The sequence below is a fragment of the Niallia sp. RD1 genome (assembly GCF_024219955.1).
Lineage (GTDB): Bacteria > Bacillota > Bacilli > Bacillales > Cytobacillaceae > Niallia > Niallia alba.
Genome location: NZ_CP100420.1, coordinates 3,613,976 through 3,638,983, shown reverse-complemented (window position 1 = coordinate 3,638,983; position 25,008 = coordinate 3,613,976). Strand labels below are relative to the sequence as shown.

Annotated in this window: 23 protein-coding genes; 4 read left to right on the top strand and 19 right to left on the bottom strand. The window is 36.5% G+C overall.

The genetic code is table 11. From position 1 onward, the window contains the following. Positions 1-107 precede the first annotated feature (107 nt). Positions 108-2,726, bottom strand: a complete 2,619-nt coding sequence (gene mutS / locus NKG37_RS17200) for a DNA mismatch repair protein MutS (protein ID WP_254414996.1) — start codon at positions 2,724-2,726, stop codon at positions 108-110. A gap of 271 nt (positions 2,727-2,997) precedes the next feature. Here mutS and NKG37_RS17195 point away from each other — a divergent pair, with 271 nt between their 5' ends. Continuing rightward, a complete protein-coding gene (locus NKG37_RS17195) occupies positions 2,998-3,261 on the top strand; it encodes an excalibur calcium-binding domain-containing protein (RefSeq protein WP_016201214.1) in 264 nt (87 codons plus the stop codon). A gap of 118 nt (positions 3,262-3,379) precedes the next feature. Here NKG37_RS17195 and NKG37_RS17190 read toward each other — a convergent pair whose 3' ends face one another. After that, entirely contained in the window at positions 3,380-3,931 is a 552-nt protein-coding gene (locus tag NKG37_RS17190; protein ID WP_016201213.1) for an outer spore coat protein CotE, read from the bottom strand. Positions 3,932-4,330: 399 nt separating this feature from the next. Further along, positions 4,331-4,798, bottom strand: coding sequence for an IS200/IS605 family transposase (gene tnpA / locus NKG37_RS17185; RefSeq protein ID WP_100525941.1), 468 nt, complete (start codon positions 4,796-4,798; stop codon positions 4,331-4,333). Between the two features lie 226 nt (positions 4,799-5,024). Between tnpA and NKG37_RS17180 the strand changes: the two genes are divergently transcribed. The 3 genes from NKG37_RS17180 to NKG37_RS17170 all read left to right on the top strand — a co-directional run bounded on the left by NKG37_RS17180 (position 5,025) and on the right by NKG37_RS17170 (position 6,257). Then, positions 5,025-5,444: a hypothetical protein gene (locus NKG37_RS17180; protein ID WP_016201212.1), complete on the top strand. Its 420-nt coding sequence runs from the start codon at positions 5,025-5,027 to the stop codon at positions 5,442-5,444. Positions 5,445-5,480: 36 nt separating this feature from the next. After that, positions 5,481-5,789, top strand: a complete 309-nt coding sequence (locus tag NKG37_RS17175) for a hypothetical protein (protein ID WP_016201211.1) — start codon at positions 5,481-5,483, stop codon at positions 5,787-5,789. A 114-nt stretch (positions 5,790-5,903) separates the two neighbouring features. Beyond that, positions 5,904-6,257: a hypothetical protein gene (locus tag NKG37_RS17170; RefSeq protein ID WP_016201210.1), complete on the top strand. Its 354-nt coding sequence runs from the start codon at positions 5,904-5,906 to the stop codon at positions 6,255-6,257. A gap of 218 nt (positions 6,258-6,475) precedes the next feature. On the opposite strand, the gene NKG37_RS17165 is transcribed toward NKG37_RS17170, so the two are convergent. The 16 genes from NKG37_RS17165 to NKG37_RS17090 all read right to left on the bottom strand — a co-directional run bounded on the left by NKG37_RS17165 (position 6,476) and on the right by NKG37_RS17090 (position 24,607). Next, complete coding sequence (locus NKG37_RS17165) at positions 6,476-6,859, bottom strand: YlbF/YmcA family competence regulator (RefSeq protein WP_016201209.1); 384 nt, start codon at positions 6,857-6,859, stop codon at positions 6,476-6,478. Further along, positions 6,859-8,409: a tRNA (N6-isopentenyl adenosine(37)-C2)-methylthiotransferase MiaB gene (gene miaB, locus NKG37_RS17160; RefSeq protein ID WP_169188393.1), complete on the bottom strand. Its 1,551-nt coding sequence runs from the start codon at positions 8,407-8,409 to the stop codon at positions 6,859-6,861. The genes NKG37_RS17165 and miaB overlap by 1 nt, the downstream gene beginning before the upstream one ends. Before the next feature lie 429 nt (positions 8,410-8,838). Further along, complete coding sequence (locus NKG37_RS17155; protein ID WP_016201205.1) at positions 8,839-9,762, bottom strand: dipeptidase; 924 nt, start codon at positions 9,760-9,762, stop codon at positions 8,839-8,841. 434 nt (positions 9,763-10,196) lie between these two features. After that, positions 10,197-10,457 (bottom strand): stage V sporulation protein SpoVS, encoded by a 261-nt coding sequence (spoVS, locus tag NKG37_RS17150; protein ID WP_016201204.1) that lies wholly within the window; start codon positions 10,455-10,457, stop codon positions 10,197-10,199. A 253-nt stretch (positions 10,458-10,710) separates the two neighbouring features. Then, positions 10,711-11,508, bottom strand: coding sequence for a TIGR00282 family metallophosphoesterase (locus tag NKG37_RS17145; RefSeq protein ID WP_016201203.1), 798 nt, complete (start codon positions 11,506-11,508; stop codon positions 10,711-10,713). Between the two features lie 143 nt (positions 11,509-11,651). After that, positions 11,652-13,220 (bottom strand): ribonuclease Y, encoded by a 1,569-nt coding sequence (rny, locus tag NKG37_RS17140; RefSeq protein ID WP_016201202.1) that lies wholly within the window; start codon positions 13,218-13,220, stop codon positions 11,652-11,654. A gap of 512 nt (positions 13,221-13,732) precedes the next feature. Next, on the bottom strand, positions 13,733-14,776 hold the full coding sequence (gene recA, locus NKG37_RS17135; protein WP_016201201.1) for a recombinase RecA: 1,044 nt from the start codon (positions 14,774-14,776) through the stop codon (positions 13,733-13,735). Positions 14,777-14,964: 188 nt separating this feature from the next. Beyond that, entirely contained in the window at positions 14,965-16,206 is a 1,242-nt protein-coding gene (locus NKG37_RS17130) for a competence/damage-inducible protein A (RefSeq protein WP_254414995.1), read from the bottom strand. A 283-nt stretch (positions 16,207-16,489) separates the two neighbouring features. Then, positions 16,490-17,068 (bottom strand): CDP-diacylglycerol--glycerol-3-phosphate 3-phosphatidyltransferase, encoded by a 579-nt coding sequence (gene pgsA / locus NKG37_RS17125; RefSeq protein ID WP_254414994.1) that lies wholly within the window; start codon positions 17,066-17,068, stop codon positions 16,490-16,492. Positions 17,069-17,182: 114 nt separating this feature from the next. Continuing rightward, positions 17,183-18,061: a helix-turn-helix domain-containing protein gene (locus NKG37_RS17120; protein WP_040342572.1), complete on the bottom strand. Its 879-nt coding sequence runs from the start codon at positions 18,059-18,061 to the stop codon at positions 17,183-17,185. A gap of 19 nt (positions 18,062-18,080) precedes the next feature. Further along, positions 18,081-18,872, bottom strand: coding sequence for a YmfK family protein (locus tag NKG37_RS17115; protein ID WP_016201196.1), 792 nt, complete (start codon positions 18,870-18,872; stop codon positions 18,081-18,083). Between the two features lie 235 nt (positions 18,873-19,107). Then, positions 19,108-20,337: an IS110 family RNA-guided transposase gene (locus NKG37_RS17110; RefSeq protein ID WP_100525939.1), complete on the bottom strand. Its 1,230-nt coding sequence runs from the start codon at positions 20,335-20,337 to the stop codon at positions 19,108-19,110. 549 nt (positions 20,338-20,886) lie between these two features. Then, positions 20,887-21,144 (bottom strand): DUF3243 domain-containing protein, encoded by a 258-nt coding sequence (locus NKG37_RS17105; RefSeq protein WP_016201195.1) that lies wholly within the window; start codon positions 21,142-21,144, stop codon positions 20,887-20,889. A gap of 94 nt (positions 21,145-21,238) precedes the next feature. Then, entirely contained in the window at positions 21,239-21,961 is a 723-nt protein-coding gene (locus NKG37_RS17100) for an elongation factor P 5-aminopentanone reductase (RefSeq protein WP_254414993.1), read from the bottom strand. Between the two features lie 82 nt (positions 21,962-22,043). After that, complete coding sequence (locus tag NKG37_RS17095) at positions 22,044-23,327, bottom strand: EF-P 5-aminopentanol modification-associated protein YfmH (RefSeq protein WP_254414992.1); 1,284 nt, start codon at positions 23,325-23,327, stop codon at positions 22,044-22,046. After that, positions 23,327-24,607, bottom strand: coding sequence for an EF-P 5-aminopentanol modification-associated protein YfmF (locus NKG37_RS17090; RefSeq protein WP_016201192.1), 1,281 nt, complete (start codon positions 24,605-24,607; stop codon positions 23,327-23,329). Before NKG37_RS17090 ends, NKG37_RS17095 begins: the two co-directional genes overlap by 1 nt. Between the last annotated feature and the right edge of the window lie 401 nt (positions 24,608-25,008).

Genomic DNA, 25,008 nt, shown 5'->3' with positions numbered 1-25,008 from the left:
ACATTCCTCTGTTTTTCAGCGTTCATCCTGCTTATGAAAACCACTTTTTCTAACGATTCTCTATTTCGTAGCTTTCATCTCACTTATGAACATCATATTGACTCACTTTATCCGTCGTTTCGAACTTTTTTATGAAGTTCATACAGTGTATTTAATGCCTGCATTGGTGTCATTTCTAAAATATCCAAGTCTTTAAGTTTGTTTACAATTTGCTTTTCCTTTGTAGAAAGAGCTTTTTGAGGCTTTTTCACTTCTGTATCAAAGAAGGATAATTGTGCTTCTTCCTCGATTTTTTCTGCTTTTACAACAGGTTGTTCGATTTGCGTGACTGCTGCTTCTCCAGCAAATTGATCTTTTTGCTCTAGACTTGTTAATAGTTCTTGTGCGCGTTCAATTAGTGCTTCTGGTAATTCAGCAAGCTGGGCAACGTGAATTCCGTAGCTTTTATCTGCTGCTCCTTCTTTAATTTTATGAAGGAAGACTACTTTTCCATTTTGCTCCATTGCGCTAACATGAACATTGCTTAATGACTGAAGCTCTTCCGCAAGTACAGTTAGTTCATGATAGTGGGTCGAGAATAACGTTTTAGCGCCGACTTCATGATGGATATATTCAATAATCGCTTGGGCAAGCGCCATTCCATCATAGGTGCTTGTACCGCGTCCAATTTCATCAAAGAGAATTAAGCTGTTATTGGTTGCATGTAAAAGTGCATTTCTTGCTTCTAGCATCTCAACCATAAATGTGCTTTGACCAGAAATAAGATCATCTGCTGCACCAATTCTCGTAAAGACTTGGTCAAATAATGGCAATACTGCTTCGTCTGCTGGTACGAAACAACCGATTTGCGCTAAAATGCTTGTTAAGGCAATTTGGCGCATATACGTACTTTTACCAGACATATTTGGTCCTGTAATTAACAGCAACTCTCTCTCTTTATGCATCGTGCAATCATTAGCGACATAGTTCTGCGCGTTCATCACCTTTTCCACTACTGGATGACGGCCATTTTTAATAGAAAGAGTTCGATCACTTGAAAACTCTGGCTTCACATAGCGACGATCTTCACTAACAGTTGCAAAGCATTGTAATACATCTAGCGTACTGACTGTTTTTGCTAAATTTTGCAAGCGCGGGATATATTCTTTGATCGTTTCTCTGATTGTTGTGAAAATCTCATATTCTAGTTCAACCATTTTTTCTTCTGCTTGCAAGATTAAGCTTTCTTTTTCCTTTAATTCTGGTGTGATATAACGCTCTGCATTGGCAAGTGTTTGTTTGCGCTCATACTGTCCTTCTTGTAAAAGATGAACATTTGCTCTTGTTACTTCAATGTAATAACCGAATATACGATTATAGCCGATTTTTAATGATTTAATGCCTGTTTTTTCGCGTTCTTCTCTTTCCAGCTGGGCGATCCACGTTTTACCGTTTCGACTTGCATCACGGTAGCTGTCTAATTCAGAATGATAGCCATCTAAGATGATATTTCCTTCTTTAATGGAAAGTGGTGGATTTTCAACAATTGCCCGTTCTAATAAATCGGTTATATCTTCACATGGATCTAGTTCATCAGCAAGTCTGGTTGCTTCTTCTGATCCGAACGATGCAACGATTTGCTGAATGATTGGCACTTGTTGTAGCGATTTTTTTAGTTGTACAAGATCTCTTGCATTTACATTACCAAATGCCACTCGGCCTGCTAGACGTTCTAAATCGTACACTTCCTTTAGCTTTTCCCGTAAATCTTGGCGTTCAAAGTAATGACCGATCATCGTCGCTACTAAATTTTGACGATATTCAATCTCCTCTTTATTTAAGAGTGGGCGGTCAATCCACTGTTTTAAAAGTCTTCCGCCCATCGCTGTTTTCGTTTCGTCCAATAACCAGAGGAGCGATCCTTTTTTCCCTTTTGAACGAATCGTTTCTGTTAATTCTAAATTTCGCTTGGAATAATAATCTATATTCATAAACTGATCGATTACATAAATCGAAACAGGCTGTAAGTGATCCAAGCTTCGTTTTTGTGTTCGATATAAATAATTAAACAAGCGTGCAACGGTGTTTTTCAGCTGTTGCTTTTCGACTCCTTGCAATAAAGGAGCATGCATATCTTTTTCATCGGTATCATTTTCGATTGAAAGCGTTAAAGTTCCTCGCTCCTGCAATCGCTTCTGATACTCTTTGGAAAAGTCATCTGAAATAACAACTTCTTTCGCTCCTGACAAAGATAGTTCATTTAATAACGAATCGATGCCAGTTAAAATGGTTGCTTTACTTTCCCCAGTCGATAAATCGCTATAGGCAAAGCCAAATTTTTCGTCTGCAAATAATGAAATAGTGGCAATATAGTTGTTTTCTTTATCGGAAAGATTTTTTCCTTCCATCATCGTACCAGGCGTGATGAGCTGAACGACTTCTCTTTTCACGACTCCTTTTGCTTGCTTTGGGTCTTCTGTTTGTTCACAGATTGCTACTTTGTAGCCGCGCTCGACAAGCTGTTCAATATAGTTAGGAGCAGAATGATGAGGAACTCCACACATCGGAATTCGCTCCGCTCCCCCACCTTCTCTACTCGTTAACGTAATTTCGAGCTCTTGTGATGCTTTGATTGCATCATCAAAGAACATTTCATAAAAATCCCCTAAACGAAAAAATAAAAAGGCATCCTGATAATCTGCCTTTACTTGTAAGTATTGTTGTATCATTGGCGTATATGTCGTCATAACTTCCTCCAAAATCCAAGTCCAAATCTATTATTCTCCCATTATAACATAAAGAAATAGAATATTTCAGTGGGGGGTTTTGGGAAAAGACATCAAATTTATCCTTATAAAAAATTAGCTGTTTTCATGAAGTAAGATGTGATAACTAGTTCATTCCATTGCGCTCGAGACATTCCACTATCTTTTTAAAAATAATACTAGTAATTCGCAAGCAAATCTTCTATAATTTAGCTTGCTACAAAAGTTAATATTAGGTAAAGGAGCAATTATCTTGAAACGTTATTTATCGATTCTTTTAGCTATAGTTCTCATGTTTAGTTTTATGCCGTTTTCAAGTGCTGATGCAAAGACAAAGGTTAAAACGTACAAAAATTGTACTGCCCTTAATAAGGATTATAAGGGTGGCGTTGCTAAATCTAAATCCACAAAAAATAAAGGTGGAAAAACGAAGTACAAACCTTATGTTTCGAAAGATTTATATGAAGCAAACAAAAAAAGCGACCGTGATAAAGACGGAATAGCTTGTGAAAGATGATAGGAACGCCTTTCTCCTATACATATAGGAGAAAGGCGTTTTTATTCTTTATAAGGTTAAGCAATACTAACCAGAACCCCCATTATAAGAAAAAAAGACTAGGAAAAGCTCCTAGCCTTTACTCCTCTTCTCCGCCTACGAGAAAGTCTGGATTTAATTCTTCAAATTCTTCGTCTTCTACTTCATCTTTAAACCATGCATCATCATCTTCTTTGCCGCATTCGTCTGTGCAAACTTCTACACAGATTTTTGTTTCTCCAATAACTTCTACGATAAATTCTCTTTCTACATGAACAATAATTTTATTGCCATTTGGAGAAATAACTGCTTCGATGCAGTTTGGTTGTTGTAATACGCGTGCAATCACATCGTGATCTTCTAGGCAATCAGGGTCACGATATTTTAGTTTAATGACATCTGTATATTTTACACGCTCTGTAACAACTTCTGTTTGTGTGTTGTCATTATAGGAATACCAAACGTTAATGTCATAGTATCCGCAAATTTCTACTGTTTTACCAACCTTTTCCGCTTCATACGTATGGTTGATAATCCAGCAGCCCAAGATGCTTGAAGGGCTGTTGTCTGGGCAGATCGTATGATTGGATTTTGTGAATTTACGTCCTTTCGCTACGACTGCCTTTGTAATAATCTCTCTATATTCTCCCATGTTCGAGCGAAACCTCCTCATTCATTTTCATTTCATCCTATGCGGGATAGGAGTCTAGTGTGCGACAATTTTTAAAGACTATAAATAATGCTTAAATCTACTTCATTGTATGTAAAACTTGGGTAAGTGTGCCGATATTAACCATTTTTCTAGACGAATAACCTCTCCTTTATCCCCTTTCCACGCTGCTTTGTTGACCCACATATACGGAATTCTCTTCTTAGGTAAAAACCAGCTTTCCATCAAAACTATCTTAACCATGAATCAAAACCACCAGTGTGAACTGGTGGTTTGCTCTGCGGCTAAAAGCCTCTCTTACCGGCCTCGGCCTTAAAGGCCCACTGAAAAGGTTTCCCTTCTGCACCACATTCACTCACCAATTCTAAAGAATTTCTTTATTTACTTCCGATTTTTCTCACCCGTGAACGGATCGAATTCTTCGAACAAAGTTAGCTGATCAGCCATATAATCTTCTTTCAGCTGATTTCTTATATATTCTTGTATTTGTTTCTTATTTCTCCCCACGGTATCAACGTAGAAACCACGACACCAAAATTTACGATTCCCATAGCGATATTTCAAATTCGCATGTCGATCAAATATCATCAGGCTACTTTTTCCTTTTAGGTAACCCATGAACTGCGATACACTTAATTTTGGTGGAATACTAACCAACATATGGATATGATCCGGACAGGCATTTGCTTCATGTATAATGACACCTTTTCTTTCACATAGCTCTCTTATGATTTGTCCTATACTCTTTTTGTATTTGCCATAAATAATTTGCCTTCTGTATTTTGGGGCAAAGACTATGTGATACTTACAATTCCATGTTGTATGTGCTAAACTGTTCATGTCCTTCATAAGGGCATACCTCCTTCTTGCGTGAGATAAAGTGGTCGGGAAACCAACTTTATCCTACCATGAAAGGAGGTTTTTTTGTTACCTCGCTATAAGCTCTCCGGAACCCCCGGCATAGCCAGGGGTTTTCGAAACCATCAAAAAAAATATGCGAATGTATTAATACATTCGCGGATACAGCTTGTTCGAATCTTTATATACTGTAGTATACGGTAAGGGGGTGAGGAAGTTGGCAGGGTTATTTAATAAAAACGATCAGTTTGATTTTAAATTCAATGTGAATGGTAAAGAGGTAACTGGAGAGGACGGAGCTAAATACGCACAAGAATTAATCGAGAAGCTATCAACAGAAATGGGTGGCTTAGTACAAAAATTAACAAAAGGTGTTTCTGAAAATGTAGCGGGAAGTACGATTGAATCGCTAAAAGATAAGGTTGCAACAAATGTTGATTTGGATTCTATTAAGGAAAAAGTATTGCCTAATCTTAATCCAGAAACGCTTAAGAGTTTACTAAATCAAGATACACTAAGTAAACTCCAAGAGAAATTACCTGTCATTGATGCTTCAAATGATGATGGGAATCTTAAATTAAACGTTAATGGCAAGCCTATTTTTTCACTAGATATTTCAGATTTCATCAAAAAATAACGATTAAATCTCACTTTTGAAAGGAGGTGAAATCATATGTTGTCTAACTACACATCTGATTGTCACAAAGGTAACGGTTCAAGACTTGCTGGTACTGATGTTACTGCTAAAGGTAAAAGCATTGGAAATAAAGGGGCAGAACTTCGCGGATTCACTAACGCTACTCAAGGAAATGGTAACCTTGCTAACCAATTTACTGCTTCTGGTGCTGCTGGTGGTGCTGCTGTAGGTGTTAACTTATTAAACTTCTTTGTTGGTGGTATTTTAGTTAATGCTAATGTTGCAGGTGATGCTACAGCTGTATCTTACAATGAAAACAGACCTGAAATGGTGAACGAAGGTTAATCACCTTTATTGAATAATCACTCCTACAAGAGATAAGCATATAATAAAGGGCAACATCTACTTGATGTTTGCCCTTTTCTTTTTTTACATACCTAATAGGAGGAGGGGAAAAGAATGGCGAAGGATAAAAATTCTGGATTGACTGCTGAAAAATTAAAAGAGCTTGGTGTACCAGAGGAGTTAATTGATACAATTCTTGAAACAGGAGGGCCTTCTGTTAATACACATGCAGAGGGCGGAAATGGCGGAAGTGCTGTCAGTCTTACTTATGTGGATAATTATTCTGTTCTATTTCTTGTCTATACGTTTCTTTTGCAAACAGTTAATGATGGAAACGCAAAAGATAAAGAAACGAAGCAGCTTAATAAAGCATTGCTATCGACCTTACAAACGGCTATGAAGGAACAGCAGGAATATCGCAAGGCTTTCTTACGCGCGATTAACATTTTAAATAATCAGAATAAGTAAAAACCAAGCAAAATTATGCTTGGTTTTTCTTTTGGATGTTTTAATTGTATTCGTAAATAAATGGAGCTCGTTGCTTTCCGCTTCAGACACAAGATTCGTCTGTGGGGACTAACATTCCCCCTCATCTCCTCCAGGAGTCAAGTGTGCTTCACCCTAAACAACACAGAATGCTAACGTTATTTAACGAGAAACAATCCAATCTTACAAAAAGCCATTTTTTACTCTTCTTTCTTTTTCTCAATGGAGGAAAGAATTTCGGTTTCGACTGTTTCTGAGATTGTTTTTGTTACCATTTGTAGCATGTCATTGACAATTCCCTGTGATTCTTTAAATTCACTGACAATTGGTAGTTCGTCGATTTCCTTTTGCAGTGCATCAATTTTTGCTTCTGTTTCTTTTAGAGCAGCAATTTTCCCATAATGTTGGAGATTAACTGCTTGCTTTTGCAATTTTTTGATTTGGGCAATTCGATCATTCACTTTTTGGTTTTGATTGATTTGCTTTTCTGCACGCTGATAAAACTCAACTTCTTCTGTATCACGAATCATTTTGGCTAGTTGTTCTGTTCGCTCGATGATTTCTTCACGTGTGTACTTAGCCATTAATTTGCCTCAACAGCTTCTGCTTCTAATACCTCAATCATTTCTCCATTTAATGACCATGTTTTCGCATCTGTAATTTTAACAGAAACAAGTTTGCCGATTGCTGACTTTGGTCCAATAAAATTCACTAGCTTGTTTTTGCGAGTATAACCAGCAAGTACATCCGGATTATTCTTACTTTCCCCTTCCACAAGAACCTCCACGATTTTGTCTTGGTAGCCCTTCATGGAATTAGCAGAATACTCATTAACTAATGCGTTTAGGCGCTGTAAGCGTGCCTTTTTCACTTCCATTGGAACATTATCTTTCATTCTTGCAGCTGGTGTGCCTTCACGTGGAGAATAAATGAATGTATAAGCAGCTTCAAAGCCAACTTCTTTATAAAGAGATAATGTTTCTTCAAATTGCTCATCTGTTTCATTTGGATATCCAACGATAATATCCGTTGTTAAGGTTAAATTAGGAATAGCTGCTTTCATTTTGCGTACTAATTCTAAATACTGCTCTCTTGTATATTTACGTGCCATAATTTTTAACACATCAGAGGAACCAGACTGAACTGGTAAATGGATATGCTCCACTAAGTTTCCGCCTTTAGCTAGTACCTCAATTAAATGGTCATCAAAATCTCGTGGATGACTTGTTGTAAAACGAACACGTGGAATATCAATTTTACGCATTTCTTCCATTAAATCTCCAAAACGAAATTCAATATCTGTGAAGTCTTTTCCATATGCGTTTACGTTTTGACCAAGTAGCGTAATTTCTTTATAGCCTTGTGCAGCTAAATGGCGCACCTCTTGAATAATATCCTCTGGACGGCGACTACGTTCTTTCCCGCGAGTATAAGGAACGATACAATAGGTACAGAATTTATCACAGCCGTACATAATATTTACCCATGCTTTAATTTTTCCGTTACGTACTTTTGGAAGGTTCTCGATTACGTCCCCTTCTTTAGACCAAACTTCGACTACCATTTCTTTCGACATATATGCTTCATGAAGAATGTTTGGTAAACGGTGAATATTATGAGTACCAAAGATCATGTCTACTTGTGTGTAAGTTTTTAAAATCTTATTTACTACTGATTCTTCTTGGGACATACATCCACAAACACCTAATAAAAGGTCTGGTTTTTCTGTTTTTAAATGTTTTAAATGGCCTAACTCGCCAAATACTTTATTTTCTGCATTCTCACGGATTGCACATGTATTAAGAAGGATAACATTTGCATCATCCACTGAATCTGTTGCTTCATAGCCTAATGCTAAAAAGATCCCTGCCATTACTTCTGTGTCATGCTCATTCATTTGACAGCCGAATGTGCGAATATAGAATTTACGTCCTTCTCCCATTCCACGGAATTGTTCGGGAATAGAGAAATCTTTTTCATATCGAACTTCTTCTTTTCCACGTCTTTTTGCATCTTTTAGAGAAGGTGCTTTATATACTGTCTCGAAATATTTGCTATAATCCTTTTCGGATTTTTTGTCCGAAGAATTATTGCTTTCAATTTTTTGTCCTTCTAAACGTTGTTTTTCGTTCATTTCAACTACTCCTCTCTTATCGATGATTTGGTTTCATCCATAAGTTTGTTAATATACATGTTTTAGATTAGTTCTTATAGATTGTTATTTTGCTTATGTTAGGAAGTTGGTTGTTTTCGTCTCAGGAATTTTTTCGCAAGGGAAGTTGAGCATCCCTTTTATCTACAGAAAGTAAACTTAAAAACTTCCTAGATTTTATAAGCAAAAATCTATATAATAGCAGTTGCTTTTATATGTACTATTCTTTATAGACATATTTTCATTATTCTAGTATAAGCCTTTCACCATTTGAAAACAATAGCTAGGTTACAAAGAAAAATTTCTACTGTTTTCTTTATGTATAACTTATAATTCACAACAATAGGCAGTTCAAACCCTCCCTCACAAGGAAGAAATTAAACTGCCTGTATAGCTAGATTGGAATACCCTTTATTTAGGGAATCTTTTTACCATATTCGTATATAAAAACTTCTCTACTTGCGTACTAGTATAATATTTTGTTAGTTCGTTTATTAGATTAGGATAATCAGCAATGGAAGCTAGACCTTTTACCGTTTGAGAGATTCCATCAAAATCGGAACCAAAGCCGACATGATCTTCTCCTCCGAGTGAGCAAATATAATCTAAATGCCGCAATATGTCCGTAATAGTTGCTGTATTTGTCCCACTTAAAAACTGTGGGACAAATGTAATTCCGATTACACTATCCGCTTCTATCATTGCTTTGATTTGCTCATCTCGTAGATTACGAGGATGGGGGCAAAGATTATACGTATTGGAATGGGATGCATAGGGATGATCTGCTTGCTCCATTACATCCCAAAAGGCATTTTCTGATAAATGGGAAACATCCACCCATATATCTTGCTTATTTAAGAGCTTTACTGTTTCTTTACCAAATAAAGATAAACCTGCACCTCGAGGTTCTAAAGCACCATCAGCAACAGCATTCGCATAATTCCAAGTTAGACCGACTGCCGACACACCTAATCGAAGCAATGTTTTTAATTTCAATAAGTCTCCACCAATTGCATCACAACCTTCAAGTGTTAGAAGCGCACCGGTTTCCCCATCTTTCAAATCCTCGATATCTTTTTTCGTACGAATAAATTTAAAATCTGGATTCGGCTGTAAGATTTTTTCGTAAAAAATTGTCGCCATCGATAGTGCTGCTTCAAAACGCATATCGGGATGAACGGACTCTGGAACATAGAGGGCAAAACACTGAATCTTTGTTCCCCCTTTTTGCAACCCCTCCTTCGTTACATGAAGCTTATCACTATTCTGAAAATTGATTGTTTTATCCATAAACATTTTATATAATACATCACAATGCCCATCAAAGTATTTCAAAAAAACTTCACTCCTATACGAATATGTTCTATCTTTTTCTATGTAAATCTTGGCGGCTTTCCATCAAGACATCATTAATTACAAACAATTTAATCCTATCCTTATATAAAGAAAACTTCCATCAGTGGAGTTCTTATTGACCGTTAAGAGTGAGATAAATAAAAAGAAAGGGCGTCTCATTCATTCGGTTTGCTTACGCACAGAGTCAAGAGTCTAGTTGGCGAAAGTTCGTTTTCCAACTTTTCATTCTTGCTGTGGGACTAAACCTTATTGATGAGACACCCCCCTCCTTTTCGGAGGTTTGCTCTATTTTTCTAAACAGAATCTCCCTCAAGAGGATTCTTTTGGCCGAGCATACCACTCATAAGAAGGGATAAATTGGGAAAGTAATCAAAATCATACTTTCTTATTTTTCATCTAATCTTATTTTCTCTTTATCTAGGCTCCACAATGAGCTTGATGGCTGTTCTTTCCTCACCGTCAATAACGATATCAGTGAAGGCAGGGATACAAATTAAATCCACTCCGCTAGGTGCTACAAATCCTCTTGCGATAGCAACTGCTTTAACCGCTTGATTTAATGCACCTGCACCAATTGCCTGGATTTCTGCTCCACCTCTTTCTCGTAGAACACCTGCAAGCGCACCAGCTACAGAATTGGGACTAGACTTTGCTGAAACCTTTAATATCTCCATTTCTAGCTCCTCCTTGTTTAACCCCCCCGCATGTACATTAAGATTAATGAACATATCAGGATATATATCATTCCAATGTTACTATATTCCAAGTTAATTACACATATTCCAGCTTGGACATAAAAACTTAGAAAATTATTTGATTTTTCAAGGAAGAGCTAATTTTCCATAAAGAAAATTTCCATCAGTTGGGATTTTTCCTCATCCCACTGATGATTAGTTGCACTTATCAAGCCTTTACGAGAGGATTCGATTAGGAATAAAAAGGATGATCGTCATTAATTAAGATTCGTTCGATTTTTTTCGCTTTGCCAGTCTTGTTATCCACTTCAATTAGACAGCCGCTTAACTGAGCTCTCCCGCTTTTTGGCGGCTCAAATCGTGTTGGCAAATTTGTTAAAAAGCGATTTAGTACTAATTCCTTTTGCATACCAAGTATTGCATCATATGGACCTGTCATGCCGACATCTGCCATAAAGGCTGTTCCATTTGGTAAAATGCGATTATCAGCTGTTTGCACATGTGTATGTGTTCCAACAACAGCTGTAACTTTTCCATCTAAATACCATCCCATTGCTTGCTTTTCACTTGTTGCCTCTCCGTGAAAGTCAACAAAAATAAGATCGGTACGTTTTTTCGCTTCATTAACTAAACGATCGATGACGATAAATGGATCGTCACTCGGATTCATAAAAGTCCGCCCTTGTAAATTTATAACTGCTACTTCTATATCGTTAATTTTAACAAAGACCATCCCTTTACCTGGATTATTTTCAGGAAAATTTGCCGGTCTTACTAAATATTTCGCTTTATCGATAAATTCAAATATTTCGCGATTATCCCATGTATGGTTTCCCATTGTTACCGCTTGAGCACCAATTTCTAAAAAGCTTCGGTAAATTTTCTCAGTAATTCCTTTTCCACCGGCAGCATTCTCCCCATTGATAATCGTTAACTGTGGACGATATTTTTCCTTTAGCTTTGGTACGTACTCTTTAATCATGTCACGGCCCATAGAACCTACAACATCACCAATAAATAAAATATGCATGTCTTTTATCCTACTTTCTACTCTTCACTATGTAACAGTGTAACATACAATTCCCTTTCGTTCACAATCCCATTTGACTCTAATTAAACTTCCGGAAATTATTTGCTTTTTCATACAAAAAAACGGTGCAATCGCACCATTTTTTATTTTGCATATTCAACCGCTCTTGTTTCCCGAATAACGGTTACTTTTATATGACCTGGATAATCAAGTTCTTCTTCGATTTTCTTACGAATATCGCGAGCTAATCGATGAGACTCTAAATCATCTACAAGATCTGGTTTCACCATGATTCGAATCTCACGACCTGCTTGAATAGCGAATGATTTCTCTACTCCATCATAAGATTCTGAAATTTCTTCTAGTTTTTCCAGACGGCGAATATAGTTTTCTAATGTTTCTCTTCGCGCCCCTGGTCTTGCAGCTGAAAGTGCGTCAGCAGCAGCTACTAGTACAGCGATGATTGAAGTTGGTTCCGTATCACCATGATGGGATGCGATACTATTGATTACAACAGGATGTTCTTTATACTTAGTAGCAAGCTCAACCCCAATTTCCACATGGCTTCCCTCTACTTCATGGTCAATTGCTTTACCAATGTCATGTAGTAAGCCGGCTCTGCGGGCAAGGGTTTGATCTTCCCCTAGTTCAGCAGCTAAGATTCCTGATAATTGTGCCACTTCCATACTGTGCTTTAATACATTTTGTCCATAGCTTGTACGGAATTTTAGACGTCCAAGGATTTTGATTAAATCTGGATGTAACCCATGAACACCGACCTCAAACGTAGTTTGTTCCCCGATTTCACGAATATGTTCATCCACTTCTCGACGTGCTTTATCAACCATTTCTTCAATACGAGCTGGATGAATACGACCATCCTGAACGAGCTTATCTAACGCAAGTCTTGCAGTTTCGCGTCTTATTGGATCAAAACCAGATAGAATAACTGCTTCTGGTGTATCATCAATAATTAAGTCAATTCCTGTTAATGTTTCAAGTGTGCGAATATTACGTCCTTCTCGACCAATAATTCGACCCTTCATTTCATCATTTGGAAGGTTAACAACGGAAACTGTAGTTTCTGCAACATGATCAGCTGCACATCGTTGGATTGCAAGTGACAAAATTTCTTTAGCCTTTTTATCTGCTTCTTCTTTTGCTCTAGTATCACTTTCTTTAATCATTATCGCAATATCATGAGCAACTTCTTGCTCTGTACGCTCTAAAATGATGGACTTAGCCTCTTCTCGAGTCAAGCCAGAAATGCGCTCTAGTTCTGTTTGCTGCTTGCGAACCATCTCATCCACTTTGCTTTCCATCTCTTCCATATGCTGTTGTCTTTTATTAAGAGAATCGTCCCTCTTTTCTAAAACCGATTCACGTTTATCTAACGCTTCTCCCTTGCGATCAAGATTCTCCTCTTTTTGCAATAAACGATTTTCTTGTTTTTGTAGTTCATTTCTTCGATCACGAACTTCTAGTTCTGCTTCACTACGAAGCTTGTGAATCTCATCCTTTGCTTCTAACAAAGCTTCTTTTTTCAATGCGTCTGCTTCACGCTTTGCATTTTCAATAATTTGTTCAGCAGTCATGGTTGCATTACTAATTTTTGCATTAGCATTGGACTTTCGAATAAAATATACGACAAAGCCAACAACGGCAATAACGATTAGAATAAGCAAAATGGAGATGAGTGTTATTAGATCCATCATTTTCACCTCCTCTTGCTATCAAATTGTGTTTGTTACGATTTTAAAAGTATTGGCTTAATGTTCCTTTTTTCAATCGAATTTCCCTAGTCATATAATTTGTTTTCTAGGTTTTCATACTTATAAAAATGTAAAATATACAATTCAATTGTATAGTTGTACCAATTTATTGTCAAGACTTTGAACTAGTAGGTTTCACCTAATTCTCATTGGCTATCTAGCTATTATTTTTCTCTAACAATTGCTCTATTCTTCCTATATGTATGAAATGTCACTTTATTAAAGCTGTAATAGATTATCCAAACCTAACCTATCATCCGTATTATGGTCAGAAAAAAAGCTTGTTAAACCTGATTGAGTCTTTTATTCTGTCCGTTTTTTTCAAATGCATTATTGATTGGTGCACTAACAATTATATTTTGCATTAATATATCTATGAAAAACAAGTATGTTTTCTAAAAAACACAAAAAAGATGGTAAGCTAGAAACGCCGTTTACCATCTTTTTTAGCATTAATCGATTAATTCAAATTGTTCTTGGTCGTCATTTTCAGGCTTCAATGGTACTTCTTTATCTAGCCCGTAATGGTCGCGAATTTTCTTTTGAATTTCTAGGCGCATTTCTACATTTTCTTTTAAGAAAAGCTTCGCATTTTCTCGGCCTTGTCCTAATCTTTCGTCATTATAGGAATACCAAGCTCCGCTCTTCTGAACAATATCAAGTTCTGAACCAAGGTCAATTATCTCGCCTTCTTTAGAGATACCTTCTCCATACATGATATCAACTTCTGCCACTTTGAAAGGTGGTGCAACTTTATTTTTTACAACTTTAATTTTTGTCTTGTTCCCTACCATATCTGTCCCTTGTTTTAGCGTTTCTGCACGACGCACTTCTAAACGAACAGATGAATAGAATTTCAACGCACGACCACCAGGAGTTGTTTCAGGATTTCCGAACATTACTCCAACTTTTTCACGAATTTGGTTGATAAAAATAGCAATCGTTTTTGATTTATTAATTGCTCCAGATAATTTACGAAGAGCCTGTGACATTAAACGTGCTTGAAGTCCAACGTGAGAATCTCCCATTTCTCCTTCAATCTCCGCTTTTGGTACAAGTGCTGCTACAGAGTCAATTACTAGAATATCAACTGCTCCACTTCGAACTAAAGCTTCTGCAATTTCTAATGCTTGTTCCCCTGTATCTGGTTGGGAAAGTAATAACTCATCAATATTAACGCCAAGCTTTTGTGCATAAACTGGGTCTAATGCATGCTCTGCATCAATAAATGCTGCTTGTCCGCCATTAGCCTGAACCTCAGCAATAGCATGTAGTGCTACTGTTGTTTTACCTGAACTTTCTGGACCATATATTTCAACGATACGACCTCTTGGATATCCACCAACACCTAGGGCTGCATCTAAAGCTAACGATCCACTTGGACTAGTAGAAATGACTTTATCAGCTTGCTCTCCCAGCTTCATGATACTACCTTTACCGAATTGCTTTTCTATTTGTTTTAACGCCATTTCTAATGCAGCTTGACGATCACTCAAATACGTTCTCCTCCTTATATAAAAAATGAATCTCACTATCATGATTCATTCGTTGTTTAAAAGAATATATACTTAATATACCTTTTTTCTATTCATTTGTACAGTAAAAAATCGAACATTCATTCGTTTTTTTATTTTTTCATGGAAAGGAGCTCTATCTTTAGTAGAACGTAAGCCGCTACTAGTCATTATCTATTTTCCAACATTTTTAATAGAAAGTATTGACCGTATTTCACACTTCTAACTCGATTGCCGGCTCTTGTTCCACTTAAAGCTAACGCCTCTACTTTTGTCGACTCGCCTTTTTTGGCAATCCCAATATAGACCGTACCAACCGGGTTACCTTCTAATTCATCTGGACCTGCAACCCCTGTAAAGCTTATTCCAATATCCGCATTTAGTAATTGGGCAACATTTTCAGCCAACTCTTTTGCGCATTGCTCGCTTACAACACCATGCTCTTGTATCGTTGACTCTTTTACATGAAGAATTTGGTGCTTTACTTCATTCGTATAACAGACAACACCACCTTGAAAGATGTTCCCAGCGCCAGGTATGCTTGTAATTTCCTGCTGGAATAAACCGCCTGTTAGACTTTCTGCCGCTGCTAAGGTCAATTTTTTCTTTAATAACACATGAGAAAGTTCATTCATTAAAGTTGTATCATCATAGCCATAGAAAAATTCGCCTACGCGCGCAAATATTTCCTCTTCTGTCTTTGCAATTAATTTATCTGCTTCTGTTACCGAATCATGCTTACATGTTATACGTAGTGTTACCTCGCCATCTCCCGCAAGCGGTGCAATGGTAGGGTTTGTCTGTGCATCAATTAAATCTTCAATTTTTGTTTCTAATAACGATTCACCAATTCCGAAGAAGCGCAGCACGCGAGAAACAATTACATCTTTACTTGTCATCTGTTTCTGAAGCGCTGGAAATCCGTATTTTATAAACATCGGCTGAATTTCTTTAGGTGGTCCTGGTAAAAGCATATAAAAATGATCGTCCTTTTTTAGAAACATTCCAGGAGCCATCCCATGGTCATTTGGAAGAACATCACATTCTTCTAAAACTAATGCTTGTTTTTTATTATTTTCTGTCATTGTGCGCTTTGTCCGCACAAAATAGTCTTCAATCGATTGTAGTGCTGTTTCATCAAAGACAAGCTCTTTTCCTATATAATTAGCAATCGTCTCTTTCGTTAAATCATCCTTTGTGGGGCCAAGCCCTCCTGAGAAAATAAGTAATTGCGCCCGTGTTTCTGCAATTTTAATTGCTTCCTTTAAACGACCAGCATTATCTCCAACAACAGTATGATAATAAACATTTACTCCTAAGTCTGCTAAATGTTTAGAGATAAATTGTGCATTTGTATTAGCTATTTGCCCTAGTAATAACTCTGAGCCAACAGCGATAATCTCTGCATTCATCTATTGCTCCCCCTTTGTCTTCTTAAAGGATGTTCTAAAAGATTGTTGTTTTAGCTTTTTAAGAATACACGTAGACTCTTGCAGGAATTAGTGAAACAGGGAAAACTCCCAAAGGCTCGTGCCGAGGAGGTCCCCGCTCGCTCCAAAAAAATTGAAGTGTATTCAGAGACTGCGGGTTACAAACAACAAAATTTACGAAAACAGCCTCATAAAAAAAAGACATCTCTTTATAAAGCAATATTCGCATGTAATAGTAGATGTCCTCTTTTTTTATTCCTCTATTTTATTTGGATGAAACAAAAGCTTGTTTGTTTTTTGCAAAATAATCCCAACCAGACCAAACTGTAAAGAACAATGCAACCCATAACGCAATCAAGTCAAGCGGAAGAGATATAAGTTCAAAAATCATATTATGTAATAAAAGTGCCGAGATGGCAACAATTTGTGCCCAAGTTTTTATTTTCCCGAGCATGTTTGCAGCGACCACTTCTCCACCACCAGCAAGCACTAAACGCAAGCCAGTTACAGCAAATTCTCTGCTTATAATAACAATAGTAATCCACGCAGGGGCCATATCTAATCCAACTAATACAATTAGTGCAGAAGAAACGAGTAATTTATCTGCTAAAGGATCTAAAAATTTCCCTAAATCCGTTACTAAATTATATTTTCGCGCAAAGTGTCCATCAATCCAATCTGTGGTTGAAGCAATAATAAAAATCAAGGCACCGATAAAATGTCTCATCGGCAATGTGACACCTAAAAGCGTCAGCTCTCCCCATGGAAAATCTATTAGCATGATTACTAGAAAGACGGGGATTAATAAAATTCTTGCTACGGTAATCCTATTTGGTAAATTCATCTTACAACCTCCATTACCATGACGATAATCGCCACTTCCATAAAAATAATTAAAAACATTAGTATTATAACCTAAATACGTTAGAATAGCGAAAAATAGCCATCGAATGGATGACTATTCTTCTTTTAAATATTTAATGACAAGATCCTGTCTAGAAGAAGAATCACCAAGCTCTAATTTCTCATCATTAACAAAAACATCTACCTGACTATTTCCGATTATGATATGAGCTTCTGTTTCTTTTGATAAATCTACTTCCTTGGATTCAGATCCACCTTTTTCAATAATACCTTGGAAAAAAGAATAGTTTTTGCCATTTTGAATATCTACCCAAACTTTTCCTGTTGCCACAAGCTTAACAACAAACTTTTCTGCATTTTTAACTTCATAAGTAGTTGTTCTTCCAACTGTGTCTTGTTTCGTAATCTCTTGTTTCGGTGTCTCTTCTTCTACTTTTTCCTCTTCTTCTATTACTTTTTCTTCATCTTTATTAGCATCTTCGTTAGCTTTCTCTTTTTCCTTCTCCTCTAACGCATCAGATCTCATATAAACTGAATTTTGTTCACCTGTATTATTGGATTGTTTTTCTGGATTAGAATCTTTTGCAAACACAAAATACCAAACCAAGAAAACAACTGCTAACACAAGGATAGCAATAAGGATAGTAGGCAGAATATCAAATACTTTCGAACTGCCTCCATCTAATGATCTTCTCGAGTTTACTCTTGATAAATTTTGCGGCAACTCATCGTTTACCGTCGTCGGTACCTCATCTTTATACTCTTCAAACAATTCTTCTGGTACTAAATCTACGGCTTCCGCGTATTGTTTGATAAATGCCCGCGTATAGAATTTACCTGGCATCATACTGTAATTACCTTCTTCAATGCCAACTAAATAGCGGACTTGAATTTTTGTAATTTCTTGTAATTCTTCTAACGTTAGTCCTTTGGCTTCCCTAGCTTCCTTTAATCGATTTCCTAATTCACTCAAGATAACACCTTCCAACTTACTAAAAATCAAAACCCTCGAATTCACTTTCTAAGGCAAAAGTATTCTTTTTGTGAACATCATAAAGAATCTCCTCGCCTGGCTCATGTCTTAACTCAATAATATAATCAAAATCATCTAAAGTGTATTCTGTATTATGTACAAAGGCGTCGGGATGTTCTACCACTTTGATGCATGGCAGGCGCATTACTTCTCTAATTACTGCCCAATGTCGCTCATTAATTTGCTTGGAAGATACAATTCCATCCATAATAAATAAATTGTTTTCATTATATTCTCCTTGCATTAAGGACTGGCGAATTGTTTGCTTTAACAAAGTGGAACTTAATAAAAGCCATCTCTTATTGGCACAAACACTAGCAGCAACAATAGACTCGGTTTTACCTACACGCGGCATCCCTCTTATGCCTATTAATTTATGGCCTTCTGTCTTAAATAATTCAGCCATAAAATCGACCAACAGTCCAAGCTCATAGCGAACAAAACGAAATGTTTTTTTATCATCAGCATCTCTTTGAATATAACGACCATGTCTCACAGCAAGTTTATCTCTTAAAGATGGTTCTCTAAGCTTGATTACTTTTATTGTGTCCATTGTATAGAGAATAGATTCTAACCTTTTTATTTGTTCCTTATTTTTTGCTAACATTAATAAGCCGCGACGTCCATCGTCCACCCCATTAATGGTGATAATATTAATAGAAAGCATCCCTAGTAAAGAGGAAATATCCCCTAATAGGCCAGGTCGGTTTTTTTGAATTTCGTATTCTAAATACCATTCCTTCTGTTCCAAAAAAATCCTCCTACAATTATCAAGTGAAATTTTCTAGTCTTTTAATTTCTATCATATAGGAATGGTATAAATAATCAAGAAAAAAGGGGTAAAAATAGAAAAAAAGATAGACCTTTACTCGAAAGTCTGTTTGTATGAAAACTCTTTAGGTAAAAGGCAACACTAAGCTGAACCTTCTAAATTTGAACTTTTTTAAAAGGCTAGGAATGATTAAATATAGTGCTTTTGTTATTCATTAAGCAATTTGTTCATTAGTGGGTTCAATACGATACCCTTTCCTTTTTAAGTATTGAATCATTTTTTGTTCTTTACTTTGTTCGAGATCAACATAATCAGGGCCTAGTTCCTGATATGGTTGCCTTGTTTTTAAAATATTGTAAGCAATTGTTAGGATTAAATGAGCGGAAGCGATCCGTGCTTTCGATTTTCCTTGTCGTTTCATAATTCTTTTTCTATGTGCAGATATGCGATTATACTGTCTATCTGTAGCCATGGAACATTCAACAGCGGTGGTTCTTAATGATTTGTTTCCGTACTGAGTTTTACCTGTTTTTTTTTTACCGGCACTCTCATAATTTCCTGGACTCACTCCAGCCCATGAGGCTAGATGTTTAGAACTTTTAAATACTGACATGTCTACACCCATTTCAGCTATAAAGATTGCGGATGCATTTTTATCCACACCCGGTATGGTATCTAGTAGTTCGCACTCCTCTTGATAAGGAATAAGCGCTTGGTCTATGCGTTCAACTACTTTTTCGATTGTTTCATCGATGTGATTGATATGGTCCCAATGGAAACGTAACATATCAATATGATGTTTACGTATTCCACCGTTAAGGGCTTCTGCAATATCTGTTGTGCTCGCCTTAACTCTTGAATCAACCATTTGTTGAAGTTCAAACACACCTATTTTTTCGCCGTTTATTAGGGCTTCAATAATGCGACAACCAGTGACACCAAAAATGTCAGATAAAACAGAAGTTAGTTTAATATTTGCATCCTGTAGAATTTTGTGGATTCGATTGCGCTCAGAAGTTCGTGTATGGATGAGTTTTTTACGATACCGGGTTAAATCTCGCAAATCACGAATTTCTTTGGGCGGTACAAAATTTTTTTCAATTAGTCCAGAACGCAAAAGTTTAGCTAACCACTCCGCATCTTTTACGTCTGTTTTCCTTCCGGGAACATTTTTAACATGTTGGGCATTGGCAAGGATTAATTGGAAGTCACATTCTATAACATTCCAAACGGGCTTCCAATATACACCGGTACTTTCCATTACAGCATCCGTTATTTTGTGTGAGGATAGCCAGTCGCTAAGTGCCAAAAGGCCACTTGTGGTTGTTGGAAAGGTTTGAATCTCTTTATTTGGTTTTTTATCTAATGAACCAAATAAAACACAAGCAACTACTGTTTCTTGGTGTACATCTAGGCCTGCACACCGTTCAATCATAGCTTCCATATAATCACCTCAAAGATTTTAATACAATACAAGCGACAGAAGTCATCATACAAAATTTTTGTATTCGTGTTTATAAACACATTAGACGGTTCTTTTAAACTGTCACAACCAGTTTTTCTAACGGGGTATCAACTTGTATTGATCCACCAAACAGTCTTCGGACTGGTCGTATTGTACTATTAATTATGGTCAGGTGTTAAGTGGTTTAGACTTTCTATCATGGGATAGGAGCAAGTTTTCATGATAGACGGTGGCGGCGGGTAACGCCGCCATGAGAGTTTTTCTAGAAGAATCATGCTTTATTTTTTAAAGGAAGACCATAGATTTCTGTTAGATATTTATGCATTTATTTGAGGATGAGTGGCGATATTTAATAATGCACTTCCTCTGTTACCGTTTGCTTTTTTTTCTTGCGCTCGGTCACTGATAGGCTCTCTCTGTTCTCTTTTCCAAAGTCAATTCAATCACTGATCCAACTTTCCGACAACGGAAGAAGCTCGATAAATAGACTTATTCCTTCGTCTATTTATCGAGCTTCTTTTCCTAAAATTATTTTGTTCCGTTATTGTGCACTAATTTTACCATCATATTGGCAATTGCATGTTGTTCTTTTTCGTCTGCAACTGACCATAGATCAGAAAGAATCTTTTCTTGTTCGTTTTTAGGTTGAACTTGGTTAGATAGGTAATCTCCAATTTGGAAAGCAAGGTCTCCGATTACTGCTTGGCTCATGCCCTCATTTTCCGCATGATGAAGACGATCTGCTAAAAAGTCTTTCCATTGATCCCAATTTTCTAATATAGACATACTGAAATTCTCCTTCCATTGCTTAAATGAATTACATCATTATTTTTGTTAGTTCCAAGTAATAATATGCATGGAAAGCAATTGGAAAAGCTATCTATACATACCAGCCACCATTTAGAGAAAGGATTTGGCCAGTCATATAAGAAGATTTTTCTGATAATAAAAAGGCCACGCTTTCTGCCACTTCTCTTGGGCTCCCCAATCTTCCCATTGGTATTTCTTCTGTAATCAGCTGCATTTCTTCTGGCGAAAATGTATGAAGCATATTCGTTTTAATGGCACCAGGCGCTACAGCATTGACACGAATCCCGTTGTAGGCTAATTCCTTGCTTAATGCCTTTACAAAGCTTATTTGTGCCCCTTTAACGGCAGAATACGCTACTTCCATCGCCGCACCTACCTGTCCCCAAATACTTGTAATAACAATAATATTACCACTTTGTCTAGATAGCATTTTGGGTAATATTGCTTTTGTTATACACATTAATGAATGAACATGGATATTCCATAAAGCTTTCATTTCTTCCTCTTTGAGATCGGTAAATAATCCGTATGTACTGATACCACTCGCATGAATGATTCCATCTATTGTAAAAATATTTTCCACTATTTTTTTATAGTCGTTCTCTTGTTGTAAATCTGCTTGAATCGGTAAATATTCTCCATCATACGCAGATAGTGATTCTAAAAGCTGCTTTATTGCCGTTTCATTTTGATAATAATGCAAATAAAGGGAATAACCTTCTTTAGCTAACTGTTTCGCAATTGCTTGGCCGATTCCCCCAGAGGCACCGGTAATTAAAATCCATTTCCCCATTATTACTCCACTCCATTGACTTTTAGTTACACATAAACAGCAACAGACACAAAGAAAACTATTTCTTTGTGTCTACAAATGCCTATTTAGGCACCACTTGACAAGTAGTTATTCTTTCTTCTGCTAATAATTTATTCGCTGCATTCTTTATATCTTCAACCGTAATTTCTTCAACTGCTAGTACTACATCAAATAAATTCATCTCATTAAATGCATAGCGCGTAAATTGGTTAGCGATGTATTCTGGTGAATTAATCGCGCGCAAAAATGCACCAATTTTCTTTTTCTTTGTTCTTTCTAGTGTTTCATTTGCGAAATCCGTTGTTTTTGCTTTCATTAAGATATCTTTGATTGCACTTTCCAATCGATCAGGATCACTCGTATCGCCACCGATCATCGCAAATCCAAAACCATGCTCCTGTGTGTAATCATAAGAAAAAGTATCATCAATTAAGCCTTCTTGAAAAAGGTTTTGATAGTTTTCAGAGCTTTCGCTGAATAGAAAATCTAATAATAAATTAATGCTCCACTCTTGTTTCATCATTTCTTTTCCTGATTGCTCTACATCAATTCCTTTAATTCCAATCAAGCATTTTGACGTATGCACATTCATTTTCAATACTTGCTTTTCTTTATTTACATGCTCTGGTTCACTAGCAAATTTGCGCTGGATTTTACTATGATTGGTATAATCTTTTTTCTCCTGATTTTCTTTTATATGGGCCATGTATTCTTCTGGATCAACTGGTCCCACAATGAAAAGTAGCATATTACTTGGATGATAGAACGTATTGTAGCACTCATATAACATATCTTTCGTAATGTGTGAGATTGATTCAATCGTGCCAGCAATATCAATTTTCACCGGATGATTTACATACATATTGTCAATTAAGCCAAAATATAAGCGCCAATCTGGATTATCATCATACATCGTAATTTCTTGACCGATAATTCCCTTTTCTTTTTCCACGGTTTTTTCCGTGAAATAAGGCTCTTGCACAAAGTTTATGAGCGTTTCTAAATTATTGGCTACATTGGATGTACTCGAAAATAAGTAAGCTGTTCTCGTAAAGGATGTAAATGCATTAGCACTTGCCCCTTGTTTACTGAACTCTTGAAAAACGTCTCCGTCTTCTTTTTCAAATAATTTATGCTCCAAGAAATGGGCAATCCCATCAGGAACTTGGAAAAATTCAGAACCGTCAAGGGGAATAAAGGTGTTATCTACCGAACCATAATTAGTTGTAAACGTACAAAATGTTTTATTAAAACCTTTTTTCGGCAAAATATATACTTTTAGTCCATTCGCTAATTTTTCATAATATAATTCTTCTTGCAACTGTGCAAATTCTATTTTTTCCATTATGCATTCCCCTCCGATCCGGTTAAGAAATAAATAGTGTCTAATTCAATCTTCTTGGCAGCTTCGATAATTTCTTCTCTCGAAACTTTACTCATAATGTGGAGCCACTCGCCCATTTCGACATATTTGTCACTTACGCTATTATGATAGAATAGTTCGATCATGCCGCGGGAGGTGTCTAACGTTTCAAGCATTTGATTATGAATCACTGCTTTTGTTTGCATTATTTCCTGATCAGAAAACTCGCCTTTTTTCATTAGCTCCATCTGTTCCTTAATAATCTTTACTGCTTTATCGTAATTTTGATTATCAATCCCCGACATTACGAGAAGCAACCCTTTATGACTTTCAAGACGACTTGCTGCATAATAAGCAAGACTTTCTTTTTCCCTAACATTAATAAATAACTTGGAATGCGAGAAGCCTCCATAAATGCCGTTTAGCACTTGAAGGGCAAAATACTCCGGGTCTCCATAAACAACATTTGTACGGAATCCCATATTTAATTTCCCTTGTTTTATATCCTGAACTTCACGAACCTCTTTTACTTCTCTAGCTTCGTGAGGCGTTCTGCGATCAATAGACTTTACCGTTCTTTCTTTAAACGGAAATAATTCCTCTATATATGCGTCTACCTCTTCTTCCTGAATATCACCGACCATATACAGATCAATTTGATCCTCTGTTAGTGCTTTTTTGTAATAAGAATACAGGGATTGTGGTGTAATGCTATCAACTTCGTCTTTTTCTCCATATACGCTTAATGCATATGGTTCATCTTCACACATTACATCAATTACACGTTGGTTAGAATAACGCATTTTATCATCATAAATGGATTGAATTCTTTGCTTTAAAGCCCGTTTTTCATTTTCTATTACGTTTTGATCGAAACCATTCTCGGAGACATTTGGCTGAAAAATAACCTCTGCTAAAAACTCCAGTCCCTTTTTCAATAAAGGAGTTGGATCTGATAAAAACTTTTCGTTTGCTATTTCTAATGAAAAAGAAACAATATGGTACTCACCTTTTTTCGCAAGATCAATAAAAAAAGTAGCTCCGTAAAGTTCTTCCACATAGGAACGAAGCTTTGCTGTGGATGGATATTTCTTCGTGCTATTTTGCATCACATAAGGAAGAAGCGCCCTGTGTGTCGCATTTTCTTTTGTAATGGGGGTTCGCCATTTCACCACAATCGTATTCGTTTTAAATTTTTCTGTCTTTACTGTATGTAATTGAAAGCCGCTATATTTCGTAATCTTTTCTGTTGCTACACTCATAACATACCTCCTACGTATCCTTCACTAATCATACACTATTTGTTAGTATTAACTCTATTCATAAGGTTATTCTTACAAAGTCTAGATTAGGATAATTTTTCCCATCATCTTATGGATTCTACTTGGCCTATATCTTTTCCTTCTTTATGGTCTAGCTAAACACGGAACAAAAGGTTTTCTTATTTTTCACATCCACATCTATGAAAAGTTATTCCATTTAATATGCAAAAAATTGCGTTTTATCCCTATTAACTGTTTAAAAGATTATTTAAAGAGAAATAAGAACAAAATAAAGCGAAACTTCCATAAGTGGGGGTTTTCCTTCATCCCCCACTTATGGTTAGTTGAACCAATCGGACCTTTACATGTGCTTGAGGTGGAAGTCTTACTGTCCGTTAAGA